Raw genomic sequence first — 16502 nt, 5'->3', positions numbered from 1 at the left:
GGCATAACTGAGACGAAAAAATTCCTGGAGAGGCGCACTAAAATCCCAAACGGTCCCGCAGCGCATAGTAGGCCGCACCGAGGGCGGTGAAGGGAACGCGGAACTGACGCCCGCCGAAAAAGGGCAGGTGCGGCAACCGGGCGAAAGCGTCAAAACGCTCGGCATCGCCGCGCAGCGCTTCGGCAATCAGCTTGCCTGCCAGATGGGTGCTGGTGACGCCATGGCCGCTGTCACCCTGCATGTAATAGACGTTATTCTCCAGCCGGCCGAACTGCGGCATGCGCGACAGCGTCAGCAGGAAATTGCCGCTCCAGCGGTAATCGATGCGCACCTGTTTCAATTGCGGAAAGGTTTTTAATAGCTTGGGCAGGATCAAGGGGTCGATATCGACCGGATCGCGCGCGCCGTAAACCACGCCGCCACCGTACAGCAGCCGGTTATCGGCGGTCAGGCGAAAATAATCCAGCAGGTAATTGCCGTCTTCGACGCAAAAATTATTGGGCAGTAACGACAGCGCCATGTCTTTTGACAGCGGTTCGGTAGTCAGAATTTGCGAGCCGCACGGCATGCTCAGCCGGCTGAGGCGCGGCTCCAGTTTGTCGCCCAGATAAGCGTTGCCGGCAATAATCACAAAACCGGCGGTGACCGACCCCTGTGCGGTGTGCACCTTGGCCGGTTGGCGGTAATCAATACGTGTGGCCGCCGACTGTTCGTACAGCCGCCCACCGTGGCGGCGTATCGCGTCAGCTTCGCCCAATGCCAGATTGAGCGGGTGCAAGTGGCCGCCGTTGTGGTCCAACAGCCCCCCCACGTAGCGTTCGCTGGCTATCTCGCGCCTAATTGCCTGCTGGTCCAGCAGCTCCAGTCGGGCATTGCCATAGCGCCGCCAGTTGGCCTGTTGGTGTTCCAGCGTACGCAGTTGTTTCGGGTTCAGTGCGGCGAAGATACCGCCGGGGCGATAGTCGCAGGCGATGGCGTATTGATCGATGCGGTTGCGGATAATCTCCGCGCCTTCGAACATCATGCCGCCAAGTATGGCGGCGGTATCGGCGCCGTAACGCGCCTCGATCACATCGATATCGCGACTGTAAGAGTTGACCACCTGACCGCCGTTGCGGCCGCTGGCACCCCAACCGATACGCGCAGCCTCCAGCAGCACCACATCAAAACCGGCCTCGACCAAATGCAACGCCGACGACAGGCCGGTAAAACCGCCGCCAACGATGCAGACGTCGCAGCGGATATCTTCGTTCAGCGCCGGATAGGGCGTGAACGGATTGGCGGTGGCGGCATAATAGCTGGCAACATGTTCCGTCATGACTCCTCCGCCAGAATCGGTCAGAAGGTGGTGGGGGTATGCGCGCTGACGATTCGGCAGACGCGCGCCGACGTATTGCTAAAACTGTGGGGAATGCCGGTATTGATGGCATAACTCTGGCCGGCGGTCAGGCAATAGGTCTGGCCGTTGATGGTCAGCATTATCTCACCTTCCAGCAGAGTGCCTATCTCCTCGCCCTGATGCTTGATCTTCTCGCCGGTGGTGGTGCCGGGTTGATAGGTTTCCAGCATCATTGCCAGATTGCGCGCCGGATTGCCGTTGTGCACCAGCTTCATCGACACGCCCTGGCTGCCGATTTCGATCAGATCCTCCGCGTCGATCACCACTTTGGGTTCATCGGCGGCTTCCGGTTCGGCAAAAAAGGCGGAGAGCGACAGCCCATACACCTTCAGCAGCTTTTGCAGCGTACTGATGGCCGGGCTGACCTTGTCCTGTTCGATGGTACTGATTGCGCTGTGGGTTAACCCGGACAGTTCGGCGACTCGGCGCTGCGACAAACCCAATTGCAGACGGATCTGTGACAGGCGCTTACCCGGCGCCAAGCTGACTTCGCTCATAGCGGTACTTCCTTCTGATAGGGACGACAGGCAGAAATGAATAACAGGGTCGGGTGCCTGTCTGGGGGATATCGACACAGCATGATATCGGTAGTTAAGGTAGATTTGGAAAATATATTGCCCATAGTCACCCCCGTTCTGGCGGACGAAATTCTGTTCGTTAAAAGGCAGTCAACGCCTTTTCGGTCAATATTTTATCAATTTAGCAGCCGGTGGCGAATAATCAAACGGGATTGTAACATTTGCAAACCATTTGTGTTAAGGCTATGTTTCATATTATGGATGTTATTTTGAGCGCCGGACAGGGCGCAGTCTACAGAGAAATCAGACCATGTGTTGAACCGATCGGCAGACGGATGCGCAAGCGTCCTTAGAGCATAATGGCGGGTGATGTATGCAAACCAATATCGCAGCAGTTGAAAATTTTGCACAGCATAATGAAGAGAGGCGAAGTAGCGCGTTCCAACGTGAGGTTGCTCACTATCTGGAACGCCATCCCTCAACGCAGTATATCGATATCCTTCTCACTGACCTGAATGGTTCCTTCCGCGGTAAACGTATTCCCGTCTCCGGGCTGAAAAAATTGGAAAAAGGCTGTTACTTCCCCGCCTCGGTATTCGCTATGGATATTCTGGGCAACGTGGTGGAAGAGGCGGGCCTGGGCCAGGAACTGGGCGAGCCGGACCGTGTGTGTATGCCGGTGGCCGGATCGCTGACCCCGTCGGCGGCGGACCCGGACAATATCGGTCAGGTATTGCTGACCATGCTGGATGAAGATGGTACTCCCTTTGACGTTGAACCCCGTAATGTCCTGAATCGAGTGTGGCAGGCGTTGCGCCAGCGCGGCATGTTCCCGGTGGTAGCGGTAGAGTTGGAGTTCTATCTCATTGATCGACAGCGAGACTCTGAAGGTTATTTGCAACCCCCTTGTTCGCCCGGCACCCAGGAGCGAAACATGCAAAGCCAGGTCTACTCGCTGGATAACCTGAATCATTTCGCTGAGGTGTTGAACGACATCGACACTCTGGCGCAGATGCAGGGGTTGCCGGCGGACGGCGCGGTGGCGGAGGCGTCGCCCGGCCAGTTCGAGGTGAACCTGAACCATACCGATAATGTGCTGCTGGCCTGCGATCATGCACTGTCGTTGAAACGCCTGGTGCGGCTGGTGGCGGAAAATCATCATCTGCACGCGACCTTTATGGCGAAGCCCTATGAGGAGTACGCCGGTAGCGGAATGCACGTGCATATCAGCATGCTGGACGGTGACGGCAAGAATCTGTTTACGGATGCGGATGGCGAAGACTCGCCGCTGTTGCACCGCGCGCTGGCCGGGATGATCACCTTGATGCCGGCCTCCATGGCGCTGCTGGCCCCCAACATTAACGCCTTCCGTCGTTTCCAACCGGGAATGTATGTGCCTACCCAGGCTTCCTGGGGGCATAATAACCGCACTGTCGCGCTGCGCATTCCCTGCAGCGATCCGGAGAATCACCGGGTGGAATACCGTGTCGCAGGTGCCGATGCCAATCCCTATCTGGTGGTGGCGGCGATCCTGGCTGGGATCTTGTACGGCCTGGACAACGAGCTGCCGCTGCCTGAGCCAGTGACCGGCAACGGACTGGAACAGGAAGGGCTGCCGTTCCCGATCCGACAAAGCGATGCGCTGTATGAGTTTGAGCACCAGCATGAGCTGACGCAGTATCTGGGCGAACGCTTTGCGCAGGTTTATCATGCTTGCAAGATGGATGAGCTGATGCAGTTTGAGCGGCTGGTAACGGAAACCGAAATTGACTGGATGTTGAAAAACGCCTGAGCCTGGGTAAACTGAATGTTAATATTCTGGTGATAAGCGGATTGATAGCGGAATAATTCGCCTTGGGGGCGGGTTTTGAGCACAATCGCCAAAAGAATTTGTGTAAGAAGGTTTCCGGATCTTGTCATCCGGCCGCTTTCTGGTGCAAAATATGACTAATGCAGATAGCCGACGTTTTAAAGCGTCGGTTATTTTTTTTGCATTTGTGTTCTAACAACTGTGCGTTTCATACACCAAGCGAGGCCGGACACCGATCCGGATAGATAAATAGTTTCGTGCGCGATCAAACAAAACTTTATGGTCGTGACTCATGAGGATAAGAAAGATGGGGCAATTTTTCACTTTAGCGCCGGCGCCCGCCGGTTTCCGCTGCGGTCGCAGCGATTATGGAGCAGTCAAGGCCATCTTGACCCGTTATCCAGCTTCCAATCCCCTTCTTTTTGAATTCAGTCGCACGTTGCGAAGTTTCCCCGCAACCTTAAGTCTTGGCGTGTCTACGCTCCGCAAGGCAGAAGGTAAGGGGGGGCTGCGTCATGTCCGATAACATCATCAGCGCTGCTCCAGCCCAACGCGCACAACTGCGTAAAACCCTGACTTTAGTTCCGGTAGTGATGATGGGGTTGGCTTACCTGCAGCCAATGACCATCTTCGATACCTTCGGCATCGTATCCGGCCTGACCGATGGTCACGTCGCCACTGCGTACGCCTTTGCTCTGCTGGCGGTTCTGTTTACCGCATTGAGCTACGGCAAACTGGTGCGGAAATTCCCGTCCGCCGGTTCTGCTTATACCTATGCCCAGAAAGCCATCAGCCCGCACGTCGGCTTTATGGTGGGCTGGTCGTCATTGCTGGACTACCTGTTCATGCCGATGATCAACATCCTGCTGGCCAAAATTTACCTGGAAGCCATTTTCCCGGGCGTGCCTTCATGGATTTTCGTGGCGGCGCTGGTCGCGCTGATGACCCTTTTCAACCTGCGCGGCATCAAGCTGGTGGCGAACCTGAACTCCATCATTGTGGTCGTGCAGGTGGCGATCATGATCGTGTTCCTCTGCCTGGTGGTGAACGGTATTTCCCACGGCGAAGGCGCGGGCACGCTGATCAGCAGCCGTCCGTTCTGGTCTGAGAATGCGCACGTGGTGCCGATGATTACCGGTGCGACCATTCTGTGCTTCTCGTTCCTCGGGTTTGACGGCATCAGCTCGCTGTCTGAGGAAACCAAAGACGCAGAGAAAGTGATCCCGAAAGCCATCTTCCTGACGGCATTGATCGGCGGCATCATCTTCATTGTGGTGTCTTACTTCGTGCAGCTGTACTTCCCGGACATCTCGCGCTTCAAAGATCCTGACGCGTCCCAACCGGAAATCATGCTGTACGTGGCCGGCAAGTTCTTCCAGTCGGTGATCCTGGTATTCTCCTGCGTAACCGTACTGGCTTCAGGTATGGCGTCGCACGCCGGTGTTTCGCGCCTGATGTATGTGATGGGCCGCGACGGCGTATTCCCGGAGCGTTTCTTCGGTTATGTGCACCCGAAATGGCGTACCCCGGCGCTGAACGTACTGCTGGTCGGCGTGATTGCGCTGTCTGCGGTGTCGTTTGACCTGGTGACGGCGACGGCGTTGATTAACTTCGGTGCGTTGGTGGCGTTCACCTTTGTGAACCTGTCGGTGATTTCGCAGTTCTATATCCGCGACAAGCTGAACCGTACCGTAAAAGACACCTTCAACTACCTGATTTTGCCGGTGTTGGGTGCGCTGACCGTAGGTGCGCTGTGGCTCAATCTGGAAACCAGCTCAATGACGCTGGGGCTGGTATGGGCGGCGATTGGTCTGATTTATCTGGCTTTCGTGACCCGCAGCTTCCGTCTGCCGGTGCCGCAGGCCAGTGAAGACGTGGCATAAACTTTAACCGGTCATCATTAAAAAGGGCGCATTGCGCCCTTTGTTGTTTTTATTAGCCCACCAACTCTTTGCCGTATTCAAACAGCGCTTTCAGCAGCGCAGTCTTTTCTTTATCGCCTTCATGCAGGTTATACAGCGATTCCAGCTGCAGCACGTAGCTCTGCACCCGTTCGGCGCTCAGGGCCTCCTGACGGTGCTGCAACCAGCGGCGCTGCTCGGCGTCATCCAGCGTATTCGGGTAGTTGCGGGCGCGGAAGCGGAACAGCAGCTCTTTCATGCGTCCATCGCTGAAGGTCAGATCCAGGGCCGGCAGATTCTGCGGCTTGGTTTGCTGGATGATCCTCATCGCCGCCTTGTCGGCATCGCTGAAGAAACCGTCGTACAGCCTGGCGTCCACATCGTCGACGGCTTTAAAAGGCTCGGCATCGGCGAACAGCGCCACCACCTTCTCGCGGACTTGCGGATTCTGGCGCAGCAATTGCAAATTCTGCAGGCAGGCCTGGCGGTCGATACCCAATCGCTCGGCGTTTTCCGGCAGCAGCGTCTTGGCAGGTGCCAGCACCGGGCATTTATTGATATGTACCAGCTTGATCGGCACCGGGGATTGGTCGGCCGCCAGATCCTCACGGCGGGTATACAAGCGTTCACGCAGTTCGTCGGCGCTCAAGGTCAGCAGCGGGGTCATATCGCCGGCCAAATCGCACATGATCACCGCGTTCTTGTTGTCCGGGTGCCAGGCCAGCGGCGATACCCAACTGGTGTTGCCGCGCGCTGCGCCGAACATACCGGAAACGTGCACCAGCGGCGTCATTTCCGCGATATCGATCAAGGCGTTCAGCTTGTGTTTGTTGCGGTGTTGCAGCAGAAAATCAAACAGCCGCGGTTGCGCCTGCTTCACGAGCTTGGCCATGGCGATGGTGGCGTAAACGTCCGACATGGCGTCATGGGCATGCTCGTGCTCGACGCCGTTGGCGCGAGTCAGATGTTCCAGGCGGAAACTGGGGAACCCATCTTCGTTCTCCGGCCAAACGATGCCCTCCGGCCGCAGCGCATAGCAGGCACGCATCACGTCAAGCAAATCCCAGCGGGAGTTGCCGTTTTGCCAACTGTAGGCGTAGGGATCATAGAAGCTGCGATAGAAAATATTACGGCTGACTTCGTCATCGAAGCGGATATTGTTGTAACCCAGAATACAGGTGCCCGGCACGCTGAACGCCTGATGGATTTCGCGCGCAAAGTCGGCTTCGTTAACGCCTTTGGCCAGCGCCAGTTGCGGCGTGATACCGGTGATCATCACCGCTTCAGGATCGGGTAGGTAATCGTCGGCCGGTTTGCAGTAAATGACCAGAGGCTCTTCGATGATATTGAAATCCATATCGGTACGCACGCCGGCAAACTGCGCCGGGCGGTCCATCGATGGGCTTTTGCCGAAGGTCTCGTAATCGTGGATGTAGAATGTGGCCGGTGCCTTACTGCTCAAAATCGCATCTCTCACTTGGCGTAGGGAATATGCCTCTATTGTAACGGCGGGATGCACGATGCCAAGCGGTCGTTACCGTTAATCGCCCAAATGCGAAGGATTACGCATTGCGGTAGTAGTTCAGGCGCTGATGAAAGTAGGGGCGTAAGTGGTCGGGGACTTGTTCTTCAGCGCTGATGGCGTTGGAAGCAATGCCATAACGCTCGTTATAAATGACGCTAAGTGCGAGTAAATCGGCTTCAATTCTTTCACGTTCTGCCTGCGGTAAGCTATCCAGCTTTCGACCCATATTCTTCTCCCTGTGAACTAAAGGGCATCATAGGATCGTTAGCGGTACTTGTCCCTACCCCATTCAGGGGGGAGCCTCACAAGGCCCGCGACCCTGCCTGCAGGCTGTGGCCAGATGCGGCAGTGGCATGATAGCTATGTGAGGTTTGCGCCGTGAGCGCCTCCTGGCTTTGTTGATGGTCACGTTCGACGACCCGATTGACCGAAAGAACGCTGCCGAACACCGCCAGCCAGAAAACGCTGCACAGGACCAAAATGCTCAACCAGGCTTTTTGGTTATAGCTCATAGAAACTCCTGACGATAAAAGTGAAAGGTATTGACCGGTAAATTAAATCAGAGCTTGTATCAATGGTCGATAAACGGCGTTGTTTAATACAGGTTGTTTTTTATTGAATGTGTTACAAGATACCGTAACGGTGTTTCAGGATATTCCTTAAGATAATATTAAGAAAAGATAACGTAGAGCCACTGAGTTCCATTTAATATTCGTTTAATTATCTCCGCATACAATTAGCGACATTCAATGCCAATGTGGGTACATATTATGAAAACGCTGCTATTGACCGGCGCTACCGGCTTTCTTGGTGGTGCAGTCCTTGAAAAATTACTGAATGAAAATCAGTCAATTAACTATCTGCTGTTAGTGCGTGCCGAAAGCGCGCAGCAAGGATTAGATCGCATTCGTATTAATATGGAGAAATTTAATATTGATGCTGAGTTATTTTCTAAAATCACGATAGAAAATATATTGTTGGGCGATTTAAGTGAGCCTGCTAATTTTTTGTCTGACACACGTATTAACAATGTAACGCACGTTATCAATTGTGCGGCAGTAGCGTCATTTGGCAATAACCCACTTATTTGGAAGGTTAATGTTGAAGGCACGTTGGCCTTTGCCGAGAGAATGGCGCAGGTGGAAGGATTGAAACGTTTTCTGCACGTGGGCACCGCCATGTCTTGTGCGCCTGAGCCGGGTTCACTGGTGGCAGAAAGCGCAGAGTTTGAAGAAACCGCCGAGCATCTGGTGGAATATACCCGGTCCAAATCCACCATTGAACAGTTGATGCGTCAACGCTGCCCGCAACTGCCGCTGGTGATCGCCCGTCCTTCCATTGTGGTGGGGCATACTCGCCTTGGCTGCCAACCTTCCAGCAGTATTTTTTGGGTGTTCAGCATGGCGCTGATGCTGCGCAAGTTTATGTGCTCGTTGCAGGACAATATCGATGTGATCCCGGTTGATTACTGCGCCGATGCGATGGTAATGCTACTGAACAGTGAAGCGCTGGATAATGACGTTTACCACATCTCCGCAGGGGAAGAGTGCAGCGTCAGTTTCGCGGATATCGATAGCGCCATTGCCGCCGCGCTGGAAAAACCGCCGCTTGGCGATCGTTATGCACAGGTCAGTTACGAAGCGTTGCTGAAAATGCGCAAGCAGCTAAAGGATATTTTCGGGCCGTGCAACGAGCGGCTGATGCTGAAGGCGATGCGCCTGTATGGCTCATTTGCCATGCTCAACGTTCGTTTCAGCAACGAAAAAATCCTTAAACTGGGTATGCCGAAACCACCGCGTTTTACCGACTACATTGCCTGTTGCGTACAGTCCACTCGCGGTTTATCGATCCAGCAGCAAATGGTGGTGGATTTCAAATAAAGTCAGGGCGAATCGCTCGCCTGGCTACAGACGAAATTTATCGGGGATATCTTTGCCATTACCAGGATGAAGAAGACCAGAAAACGCGGCCCAGCACCACCAATTGGTCTTTGCGCTGCGCATAACTCAGATGCTCATCCTGATATTCTTCCCGGTTCAGGGAACGGATCGTCACGCCGCCGTCAGGCTGCTCGATCAAGACCTTCACCCGCAGCAGATTGCCGTGGCGGATAGCGTAGGTTTTACCTTCGCGGATGCGGGTGTCATCCGTGTTGATGCCCACCACGTCGCCGTCCTGCAGGCGTGGCTCCATGCTGGATCCGGAGATACGGATGATCCGCGCGGCATTCACCGCCACCCCCATCTTGTGCAGATAATAGCGGCGGAAGATCAGCGAGAACTCTTCACGATCAACGATTTCATAGCAACCATCACCGGCTGAGAAATCGATATCCAGCAGGGGAATTTCCACAAACTCTTCCTTGTCTTGTTCGGTATCTTCCCACACCACCGGTTTCAGGCGGGCAGGTTGAAAATCCGACTCTGCCGCCACGTTATCGAAAGGGCGCACCAGCTGTTTTTCATGGAAAACGTCAAACCAGCCCTTCGGCAGGTTCAGTTTGGCCTCGATCCGCCTGGCGAGGTTGTCGCCCAGGTTGCGGGAGGATTTCTCACCGGTGATTTGGCTTAGCGTCGGCGCGGAGGACTCAACCAGTATCGCAAACTCATTCTGGTTAACGCCTTGCCGGGCGTAGCGGGCCATCAGGTCGCGCAAATTATTGCGTCTTATTTCTTTGGTTTCCATCGTCGGATGATTGCATTCTTTAGCAAAAAGGTAAATATCGTTTTTGCTAAAAACAGTTTGCGTTTAATTTAGCAATTAGCTAAATCTAAAAGAGTGGACAGCGTTCACGCAGGCAGTGTAGGGGCGACCCCTACATGACGATAAGGTGCTAATGAAGACCAACTGAGAAGAAGGAATCTACGATGTTCAGTATTGATTACAATAGCTACCGTTCGGTGGTCGGTTTTGGCCACCGCGTGCGTTTTCTGGTGTTGCATTACACGGCGCAGAATTTTGCCGATTCGGTGCAATCACTGACCGGAAAATCGGTCAGTGCCCATTACCTGGTGCCGGATCCGGAAGATCAAACCTATCAGGCGGCCGGCTTTAGCGGCGTGCGTATTTTCAACCTGGTAGATGAAGATGAACGGGCCTGGCATGCCGGAGTCAGCAAGTGGGGTAGCCGCAATAATCTCAACGATACGGCGATTGGCATTGAGATCGTGAATCTGGCGAACGGCGAGGGCGAAGACATTACTTTCCCGCCGTTTAACCCGCAGCAGCTCGCGGCGGTAACGCAGCTGGCGCAAAATATCCTGCAACGCTATCCGGATATCACGCCGATCAACGTGGTGGCGCATTCCGATATCGCGCCGGGCCGCAAGAGCGATCCCGGCCCGCAATTCCCGTGGCGTCAACTGCATCAGGCCGGCGTAGGCGCCTGGTATGACGACGCGGTTAAACAGCATCACCAGCGTGAGTATCACTGCCAGGGCATTCCCACGCAGCGAGAACTGTTGGCGCTGTTCGCCAAATACGGTTACGACACCTCGGCTGCGACCGACGCCGAGGGCTATTGCCAACTGGTACGTGCCTTCCAACTGCATTTCCGCCCGCAGCAGTATGGCGGCGTAATGGATGTGGAAACCGCCGCCATTCTGCGAGCGCTGGTCGACAAATATGCCGCTTAAGGTTCGCCTGCGGGTGGGGGACGCCTCATCCGCCTTTTCTCCACCCGCTTTCCTCCGCTAAACTAAGCTTCTTCCTCGTCATCGGTAACGGGATGCATTGTGCGCCTCGACAGAAAAATATCGCCTTTTGAACGACTGACCTATCGGCATTACCGCGTCGTCCATGGTTTGCGCATTGGGCTGGCGTTTGTCCTGACCTTCCTGCTGATCCGCCTGCTCGAGGTGCCGGAAGGCACCTGGCCGCTCATCACCCTGGTGGTGGTGATGGGGCCGATCTCATTTTGGGGCAACGTGTTGCAGCGGGCGTTGCAGCGCATTGCCGGCACGGTATTCGGTGCCGTCTCCGGCCTGATTGCCCTGTATCTTGAACTTTACTCGCTGTCGCTGATGCTGGCGTGGTGCGGGGTAGTGATGTTTTTCTGCGGCTATTTGACGCTCGGCAAGCGGCCCTATATGGCCTTGCTGGTGGGCATCACGTTGGCGGTAGTCTGCGGTGCCGGTGCCGGTGATATGCATACTGCACTGTGGCGCAGCGGCGACGTGATTTTTGGTTCGCTGCTGGCGCTGTTGTTCAGCAGTATTTATCCGCAGCGCGCTTATATCCTGTGGCGCATGCAGTTGGCCGATTGTCTGCAGAGCGCAGGCAAAATCTACGGCGCTTATCTCTCGCCGAACATGATTGAACGGCCTCGGCTGGAGCCGCAGTTGAAAGATCTGCTGAGCCAGGTGGTCAGGTTACGTGGGCTGATCGTCCCCAGCAGCAAAGAAACCCGCATTCCCACAACGGTATTTGAAGCGGTACAGACGCTGAGCCGCAATCTGGTGTGCACGCTTGAGCTGTTGGCGGACGCTTACTGGGCCTCGCGCGAAACCCATTTTATTATGCTGAATGCCAAAACGCTGCGCAGCGCGCAACTGTTGACGCTGCGTTCGCTCGAATCGTTGGCGGAAATGATGCACAACGGCCCCCAGGAACAACAGCAGGCGGCGGTGGGGCAACTGAGCGAAATCGCCGCCGAACTGAAAACCCTGATGCAGGAGGCCAGCGTTGTCCAGCACGGTGAAGCACCGATCTATGGCTATGTCTGGCTGAGCATGGAGCTGACGCAGCAGTTGGAAGAACTGGGCGATTTGCTCAAGGTTTGTACCGCTGCCGGTCACGATTAGGGGGTCAGATCATGAAGCAGGCGCTTCGGGTTTTTGTCAGGCGGTTAAAGTGGGTAAGATAAGGCAATGAGAGTTGTGCCGGACCGCCACAAACCTGTATCTTGGTGTCATTGTGGCCGTAAGCAAATGAATCTGTGTATTACTAAAGCAAGGGTATGAAGATGGATAATGCAAATAAGCCGAGTTTCCAGGACGTTCTGGAGTTTGTGCGTATGTTCCGCCGTAAAAATAAGCTGCAGCGCGAAATTATCGACAACGAGAAGAAAGTCCGTGATAACCAGAAGCGTGTGCTGCTGCTCGACAACCTGAGTGAGTACATCAAGCCAGGCATGAGCATTGAAGACGTTCAGGGTATCATTGCCAACATGCGTAGCGACTATGAAGATCGCGTTGATGACTACATCATCAAAAATGCCGATCTGTCTAAAGAGCGCCGTGATTTGTCCAAAAAGCTGAAGGCTATGGGCGAAGTGAAGTAACAGGTTTTATCGGGTCAGGCATTCGCCTGGCCCTTTTAGTTTCCCCGCTCGTCTCTGTTATTGCGCCGAACCGCTAGCCCAACGCCGTTTTTGCGCGTTATTGGCCTGCGCCGTAGACGTCAAAATCAAAATATTTATCATTCACTTTCTTGTAAGTGCCGTTGGCAATGATTGTTTGCAGCGCAGAATTGAATGCGTCGCGCAGTGCAGTATCCTCTTTGCGCAACCCAATACCGTCGCCGATGCCAAAATACTTGCTGTCATTGAGTTCGGCGCCGACAAACGCAAAGTCTTTCCCCGCCGGAGTATGGAAGAACTCGCTGGCGCTGACGCTGGCCAGCAGCGAAGCATCCAAACGGCCATTGATCAGATCTTCATTGGCTTCCTGCTGGCTTTGATAGGACACCACGTTGACGCCGGCCGTTCGCCACAGGGCCGTGGCGTAGGCTTCCTGGCTGGAACCCTGCTGTACGCCAACCGACTTGCCTTTCAGCGAAGCCGCGGTGGGCTGCAGATCGCTGCCTTTACGGGCCACCAGACGCGCCGGGGCGTTGGAAACCTTGTTTGAAAACGCAATTTGCATCTGACGCTGCGGCGTGATGGTCATCGACGAGGCTATGGCGTCAAACTTTTTCGCCAACAACCCGGGGATCATCCCGTCCCAACTGCTCTCGACCCAAACGCATTTGGCCTGCATCTGATCGCACATCGCCTGCGCGATATCGACGCCGAAACCGGTCAGCACACCCTGCGGAGTTTTATATTCCAGCGGTGGATAGGTCGGGTCTACGCCCAACTTAATCACTTTACCGCTAAACTCCCCGCCAAAGGCCGCAAAACTTAACGCCAGTGGCAAGACTAAAACCAGACTCATTGTTGTCTTCATTTCATTTTCCTCAGCGTTGTGGCGGTCAAGTCAGGACATTAAGCTAAAAAGCGCTCAACCAGCTTGACCCAGTAAGTGGCGCCAATGGGCAGGCACTCATCGTTAAAATCGTAAGCGGCGTTATGCAGCGCATTTCCGGGCGTACTTTCCCCGTTGCCGATTGAGATATAGCTGCCGGGGCATTTTTCCAGCATAAAAGCAAAATCTTCGCTGGCGGTAAACGGCCGCAGTGACGGGATAAGCTGAGGTTCGCCCGCCCAGTCCAGCGCCACGCGGCGCGCCAGTTCGGTTTCCTCCACATGATTCACCAACACCGGGTAGCCGTGCTGGTAGTCGATGTCCGCTGTGGCGCCAAAGCTGGCGGCTTGGGCCGTGACCAGTGCGGTAATGCGGCTTTCCAACCGTTGGCGCACTCCGGCATCCAGTGCGCGCACGCTTAGCGTCATTTGGGCGCTGGCAGGGATCACGTTGGCGGCCTTGCCGGCGTTGATCGCGCCAACCGTGACGATCGCCGTCTCTTGCGGATCGATATTGCGCGAGACGATGGTTTGCAGGCTCATCACTATGGCGGCGCACACTACCACCGGATCGACCGTGTGCTGCGGCACTGCGCCGTGACCGCCCTGGCCGTGCAGGGTAATGGTGACCGTATCGGCCGAGCACATGAAGGGGCCGCTGGCAAAACCCAGTTGACCGACCGGAAAGCCGGGAACGTTATGCATGGCGAACACGGCATCGCAGGGGAAGCGCTCGAACAGTCCGTCTTCAATCATCACTCGGGCGCCGCCGCCGCCTTCTTCCGCTGGCTGGAAAATCAGGTGCAGGGTGCCGATAAACGAAGGGTGCTGTGCCAGATAGCGCGCCGCCGCCAGCAGCATGGTGGTGTGGCCGTCATGACCGCAGGCGTGCATCACGCCGTTATGGGTGCTGGCATAGGGCAACCCGGTGGCTTCTTCGATCGGCAGTGCGTCCATGTCGGCACGCAAGCCGAGCGATTTCCCCGTGCCGCGTTGCAGCGTGGCGACAACACCGGTTTGTCCTACATGACGTGTAATCCGATAACCCCATTCGGCCAGCAGTTTCGCCACCAGATCGCTGGTGGCGAACTCGTTGAAGCCCAATTCGGGATGTGCGTGGATATGGCGGCGAATGGCGACCATTTCGTGCTTAACAGCGGCTATTTCAGGTAAAACAAGCGGGTTTGGCATCACCGTCTCCAGAGTGAATTTCCGATTTTCGGCGGGTCGACAGCCGGAAAGCAGGGTGTCTTCGAGACTAGCAAACAACCTTTTTGCCGGGGAGCCGCCGTTCGGTTATGCTGACAATCTTTGGTTGTCAGGGGCGCGATGAAACTGCATCAGTTACAAGCCTTGGTCGCCAGCGCCGACAGCGGCAGCATTCGCGGCGCCGCGCGGCAACTGGGGCTTTCACAAGCGGCGGTCACGCGGGCCTTGCGCGAACTGGAACAGGAGCAGGAACTGCCGTTGCTGATCCGCACGCCGGCCGGATTGGGTTTTACCCCTTACGGCAAAACGCTGTTGGCCCACGCCCGGCTGGTGCTTAACCAGTTGGAACAGGCCAACATGGAAATGGCGGGTCTGCGCGGGTTGGCGGAAGATCAGGTAAAAGCGGCGATAACGCCCTGGCTGATGCTGACGGTGTTGCCGCCGGCGGTGGTGGCCTTTCGCAAAAAGATGCCCAAGGTCAGGCTGGAGCTGTTTGAAAGCCTGATGGCCAACGCGCAATCGCAACTGCGAGAGGGCACGATGGATTTCGCCATCACGCCGCTGCCGGCCTCTATGGCGCCGCAGGAGTTTCATTGCGAACCGCTGCTGGACTACGAAACGGCGGTGATGGTGCGGCAAGGGCATCCGTTGAGCCAAAGCACCTCGATCCACCAACTGCTTGAACAGGATTGGGTGCTGAATTACACGCCGGAAAACTATGACGATTTGGTCCGCCAACTGTTCAGCCGCCATGGCGCCCAGCTTGATCCCCATCGCATCATCCACGCCCATTCCCTTGGCATGCTACAGGCAATGGTGGAGTCGGCGGACATGTGCACCTGGTGCCCGGCGCCGCTGGCCGGGCTGCCGCAGCTTACCGGGCGCCTGATGCCGCTGACGCTGCGGGAAAGCTGCGACCCGGTGCGGCTGAATATCGTCACCCGTCGCAACAGCATCCTGAGCGCGGCGGCGAATGCTCTGATTGACTCTCTGGTGCGCCAACTGCGTCTGCATACCCGCTCGGCACGGCAGGAAGACCGCCGGATTTTCGAACGGGTGCGGATCCTGATTTAGGTTTGCCTACCTGTCTGGATTTTACTTTTATGATGAGAAACAACGCGGTGTCAGCGCGATACGGACAACGCGTGTTCAATGTTGCGCCACAAGGCTTTCAGCCTTGGGCCGATATCAGGATGGTCAATCAGCGTTTGCTCAGTGGCATCCGGCAACACATAAGGGGCTTCAAGGGTTGCGCGCGGGCTGCATGCCTCTATCTGACGGCAACCCATAATTTGCAGCGTTTCCGCAAGTTGTGACTGTGCCAGTTCTGCCCGGATGGACAGGTTAGGAAACGCCAGCGGTTTGTCGGTCAATTCACCGCTGCCAACGATCCAGTCGAGGGCATTCTTCATCACCCCGGTCACGCCGTGAGCATACTCCGGGCTGACCAACAGAACTAAATCGGCCCTTGCCAGCGCGTTGCGCCAGTGCGTGATATCAGGAGCGCTTTTATCTTCATGATCCGCGTTAAATAAGGGGATCGCGTCCAGGCGCGAATAGATTTCGAAGGTCACATGTTCAGGGCGCACCCGATCCATCGCGCGTAAAAAAAGGCTGTTCAACGAGGCGACGCGCAGGCTGCCTGATAATCCTAAAATATGAAATGTATCAGCCATAAAACGCCTTCTCCCGATTTTTACGTGAATCTGGTTTTTGTCATTTAATTCTCGTCAAGATAACAGCATTTCTTGATCTAAAGAATGAACACCCATTCACATAAAAACACTCTGCTTGTCCGTTTCATTCGATTTCTTGTCTTAACGAAACATTCCTCAATACATAATCATACATTAATATTTCTCGCGGATGCCCCCTGACCTTAAGGTAATCGAGAAATGTGTCCTTTCTGTATAAACAGCAGCATATCGATATGTTTTCGACGCCATTACCTATCAT

The 16502-nt window shown here is 55.3% G+C and carries 16 protein-coding genes; 7 read left to right on the top strand and 9 right to left on the bottom strand.

Annotation, left to right across the window (positions count from 1 at the left end):
* Window positions 1-37: 37 nt before the first annotated feature.
* Both JEM67_RS18770 and puuR read right to left on the bottom strand, forming a co-directional pair.
* Window positions 38-1318 carry an NAD(P)/FAD-dependent oxidoreductase gene (locus tag JEM67_RS18770; protein WP_199636253.1) on the bottom strand — a complete coding sequence of 427 codons (1281 nt, stop codon included), beginning with the start codon at window positions 1316-1318 and terminating at the stop codon, window positions 38-40.
* A gap of 20 nt (window positions 1319-1338) precedes the next feature.
* A complete protein-coding gene (puuR, locus tag JEM67_RS18765) occupies window positions 1339-1896 on the bottom strand; it encodes an HTH-type transcriptional regulator PuuR (protein WP_013813763.1) in 558 nt (185 codons plus the stop codon).
* A gap of 394 nt (window positions 1897-2290) precedes the next feature.
* Between puuR and JEM67_RS18760 the strand changes: the two genes are divergently transcribed.
* Together JEM67_RS18760 and JEM67_RS18755 are read left to right on the top strand one after the other, a co-directional pair.
* Complete coding sequence (locus JEM67_RS18760) at window positions 2291-3709, top strand: glutamine synthetase family protein (protein WP_006326689.1); 1419 nt, start codon at window positions 2291-2293, stop codon at window positions 3707-3709.
* A gap of 533 nt (window positions 3710-4242) precedes the next feature.
* A complete protein-coding gene (locus tag JEM67_RS18755; protein WP_013813761.1) occupies window positions 4243-5610 on the top strand; it encodes an APC family permease in 1368 nt (455 codons plus the stop codon).
* Window positions 5611-5662: 52 nt separating this feature from the next.
* Here JEM67_RS18755 and sbcB read toward each other — a convergent pair whose 3' ends face one another.
* From sbcB to JEM67_RS18740, 3 genes are all read right to left on the bottom strand, one after another.
* Entirely contained in the window at window positions 5663-7090 is a 1428-nt protein-coding gene (gene sbcB, locus JEM67_RS18750; RefSeq protein WP_013813759.1) for an exodeoxyribonuclease I, read from the bottom strand.
* 100 nt (window positions 7091-7190) lie between these two features.
* A complete protein-coding gene (locus JEM67_RS18745) occupies window positions 7191-7379 on the bottom strand; it encodes a DNA polymerase III subunit theta (protein ID WP_013813758.1) in 189 nt (62 codons plus the stop codon).
* Between the two features lie 76 nt (window positions 7380-7455).
* The gene (locus JEM67_RS18740; RefSeq protein ID WP_197912466.1) at window positions 7456-7665 is read right to left on the bottom strand and encodes a hypothetical protein; all 210 of its coding nucleotides are present in this window, start codon (window positions 7663-7665) and stop codon (window positions 7456-7458) included.
* 258 nt (window positions 7666-7923) lie between these two features.
* On the opposite strand from JEM67_RS18740, the gene JEM67_RS18735 reads away from it, so the two are divergent.
* Entirely contained in the window at window positions 7924-9033 is a 1110-nt protein-coding gene (locus JEM67_RS18735; protein WP_006326621.1) for an SDR family oxidoreductase, read from the top strand.
* Between the two features lie 58 nt (window positions 9034-9091).
* Here the strand turns inward: JEM67_RS18735 and JEM67_RS18730 are convergent, their stop codons facing one another.
* On the bottom strand, window positions 9092-9838 hold the full coding sequence (locus tag JEM67_RS18730; protein WP_006326620.1) for a S24 family peptidase: 747 nt from the start codon (window positions 9836-9838) through the stop codon (window positions 9092-9094).
* A gap of 182 nt (window positions 9839-10020) precedes the next feature.
* Here JEM67_RS18730 and JEM67_RS18725 point away from each other — a divergent pair, with 182 nt between their 5' ends.
* The 3 genes from JEM67_RS18725 (at window position 10021) to tmaR (ending at window position 12434) form a co-directional block, all read left to right on the top strand.
* Window positions 10021-10788: an N-acetylmuramoyl-L-alanine amidase gene (locus JEM67_RS18725; protein ID WP_199636254.1), complete on the top strand. Its 768-nt coding sequence runs from the start codon at window positions 10021-10023 to the stop codon at window positions 10786-10788.
* A gap of 99 nt (window positions 10789-10887) precedes the next feature.
* Window positions 10888-11955: an FUSC family protein gene (locus tag JEM67_RS18720; protein ID WP_004946966.1), complete on the top strand. Its 1068-nt coding sequence runs from the start codon at window positions 10888-10890 to the stop codon at window positions 11953-11955.
* Between the two features lie 161 nt (window positions 11956-12116).
* Entirely contained in the window at window positions 12117-12434 is a 318-nt protein-coding gene (tmaR, locus tag JEM67_RS18715; protein WP_006318052.1) for a PTS system regulator TmaR, read from the top strand.
* Window positions 12435-12531: 97 nt separating this feature from the next.
* Here the strand turns inward: tmaR and JEM67_RS18710 are convergent, their stop codons facing one another.
* Window positions 12532-13320 carry an ABC transporter substrate-binding protein gene (locus JEM67_RS18710; RefSeq protein ID WP_199636255.1) on the bottom strand — a complete coding sequence of 263 codons (789 nt, stop codon included), beginning with the start codon at window positions 13318-13320 and terminating at the stop codon, window positions 12532-12534.
* A 38-nt stretch (window positions 13321-13358) separates the two neighbouring features.
* Window positions 13359-14528: a M20 aminoacylase family protein gene (locus JEM67_RS18705; RefSeq protein WP_199636256.1), complete on the bottom strand. Its 1170-nt coding sequence runs from the start codon at window positions 14526-14528 to the stop codon at window positions 13359-13361.
* Window positions 14529-14666: 138 nt separating this feature from the next.
* On the opposite strand from JEM67_RS18705, the gene JEM67_RS18700 reads away from it, so the two are divergent.
* Window positions 14667-15620, top strand: coding sequence for a LysR family transcriptional regulator (locus tag JEM67_RS18700; RefSeq protein ID WP_199636257.1), 954 nt, complete (start codon window positions 14667-14669; stop codon window positions 15618-15620).
* A gap of 50 nt (window positions 15621-15670) precedes the next feature.
* Here the strand turns inward: JEM67_RS18700 and JEM67_RS18695 are convergent, their stop codons facing one another.
* Window positions 15671-16222, bottom strand: coding sequence for an NADPH-dependent FMN reductase (locus JEM67_RS18695; RefSeq protein WP_199636258.1), 552 nt, complete (start codon window positions 16220-16222; stop codon window positions 15671-15673).
* Window positions 16223-16502 lie beyond the last annotated feature (280 nt).

It is taken from the genome of Serratia sp. PAMC26656 (assembly GCF_016469055.2).
Classification (GTDB): domain Bacteria; phylum Pseudomonadota; class Gammaproteobacteria; order Enterobacterales; family Enterobacteriaceae; genus Serratia; species Serratia plymuthica.
This window is presented reverse-complemented; position numbering and strand designations above follow the sequence as displayed.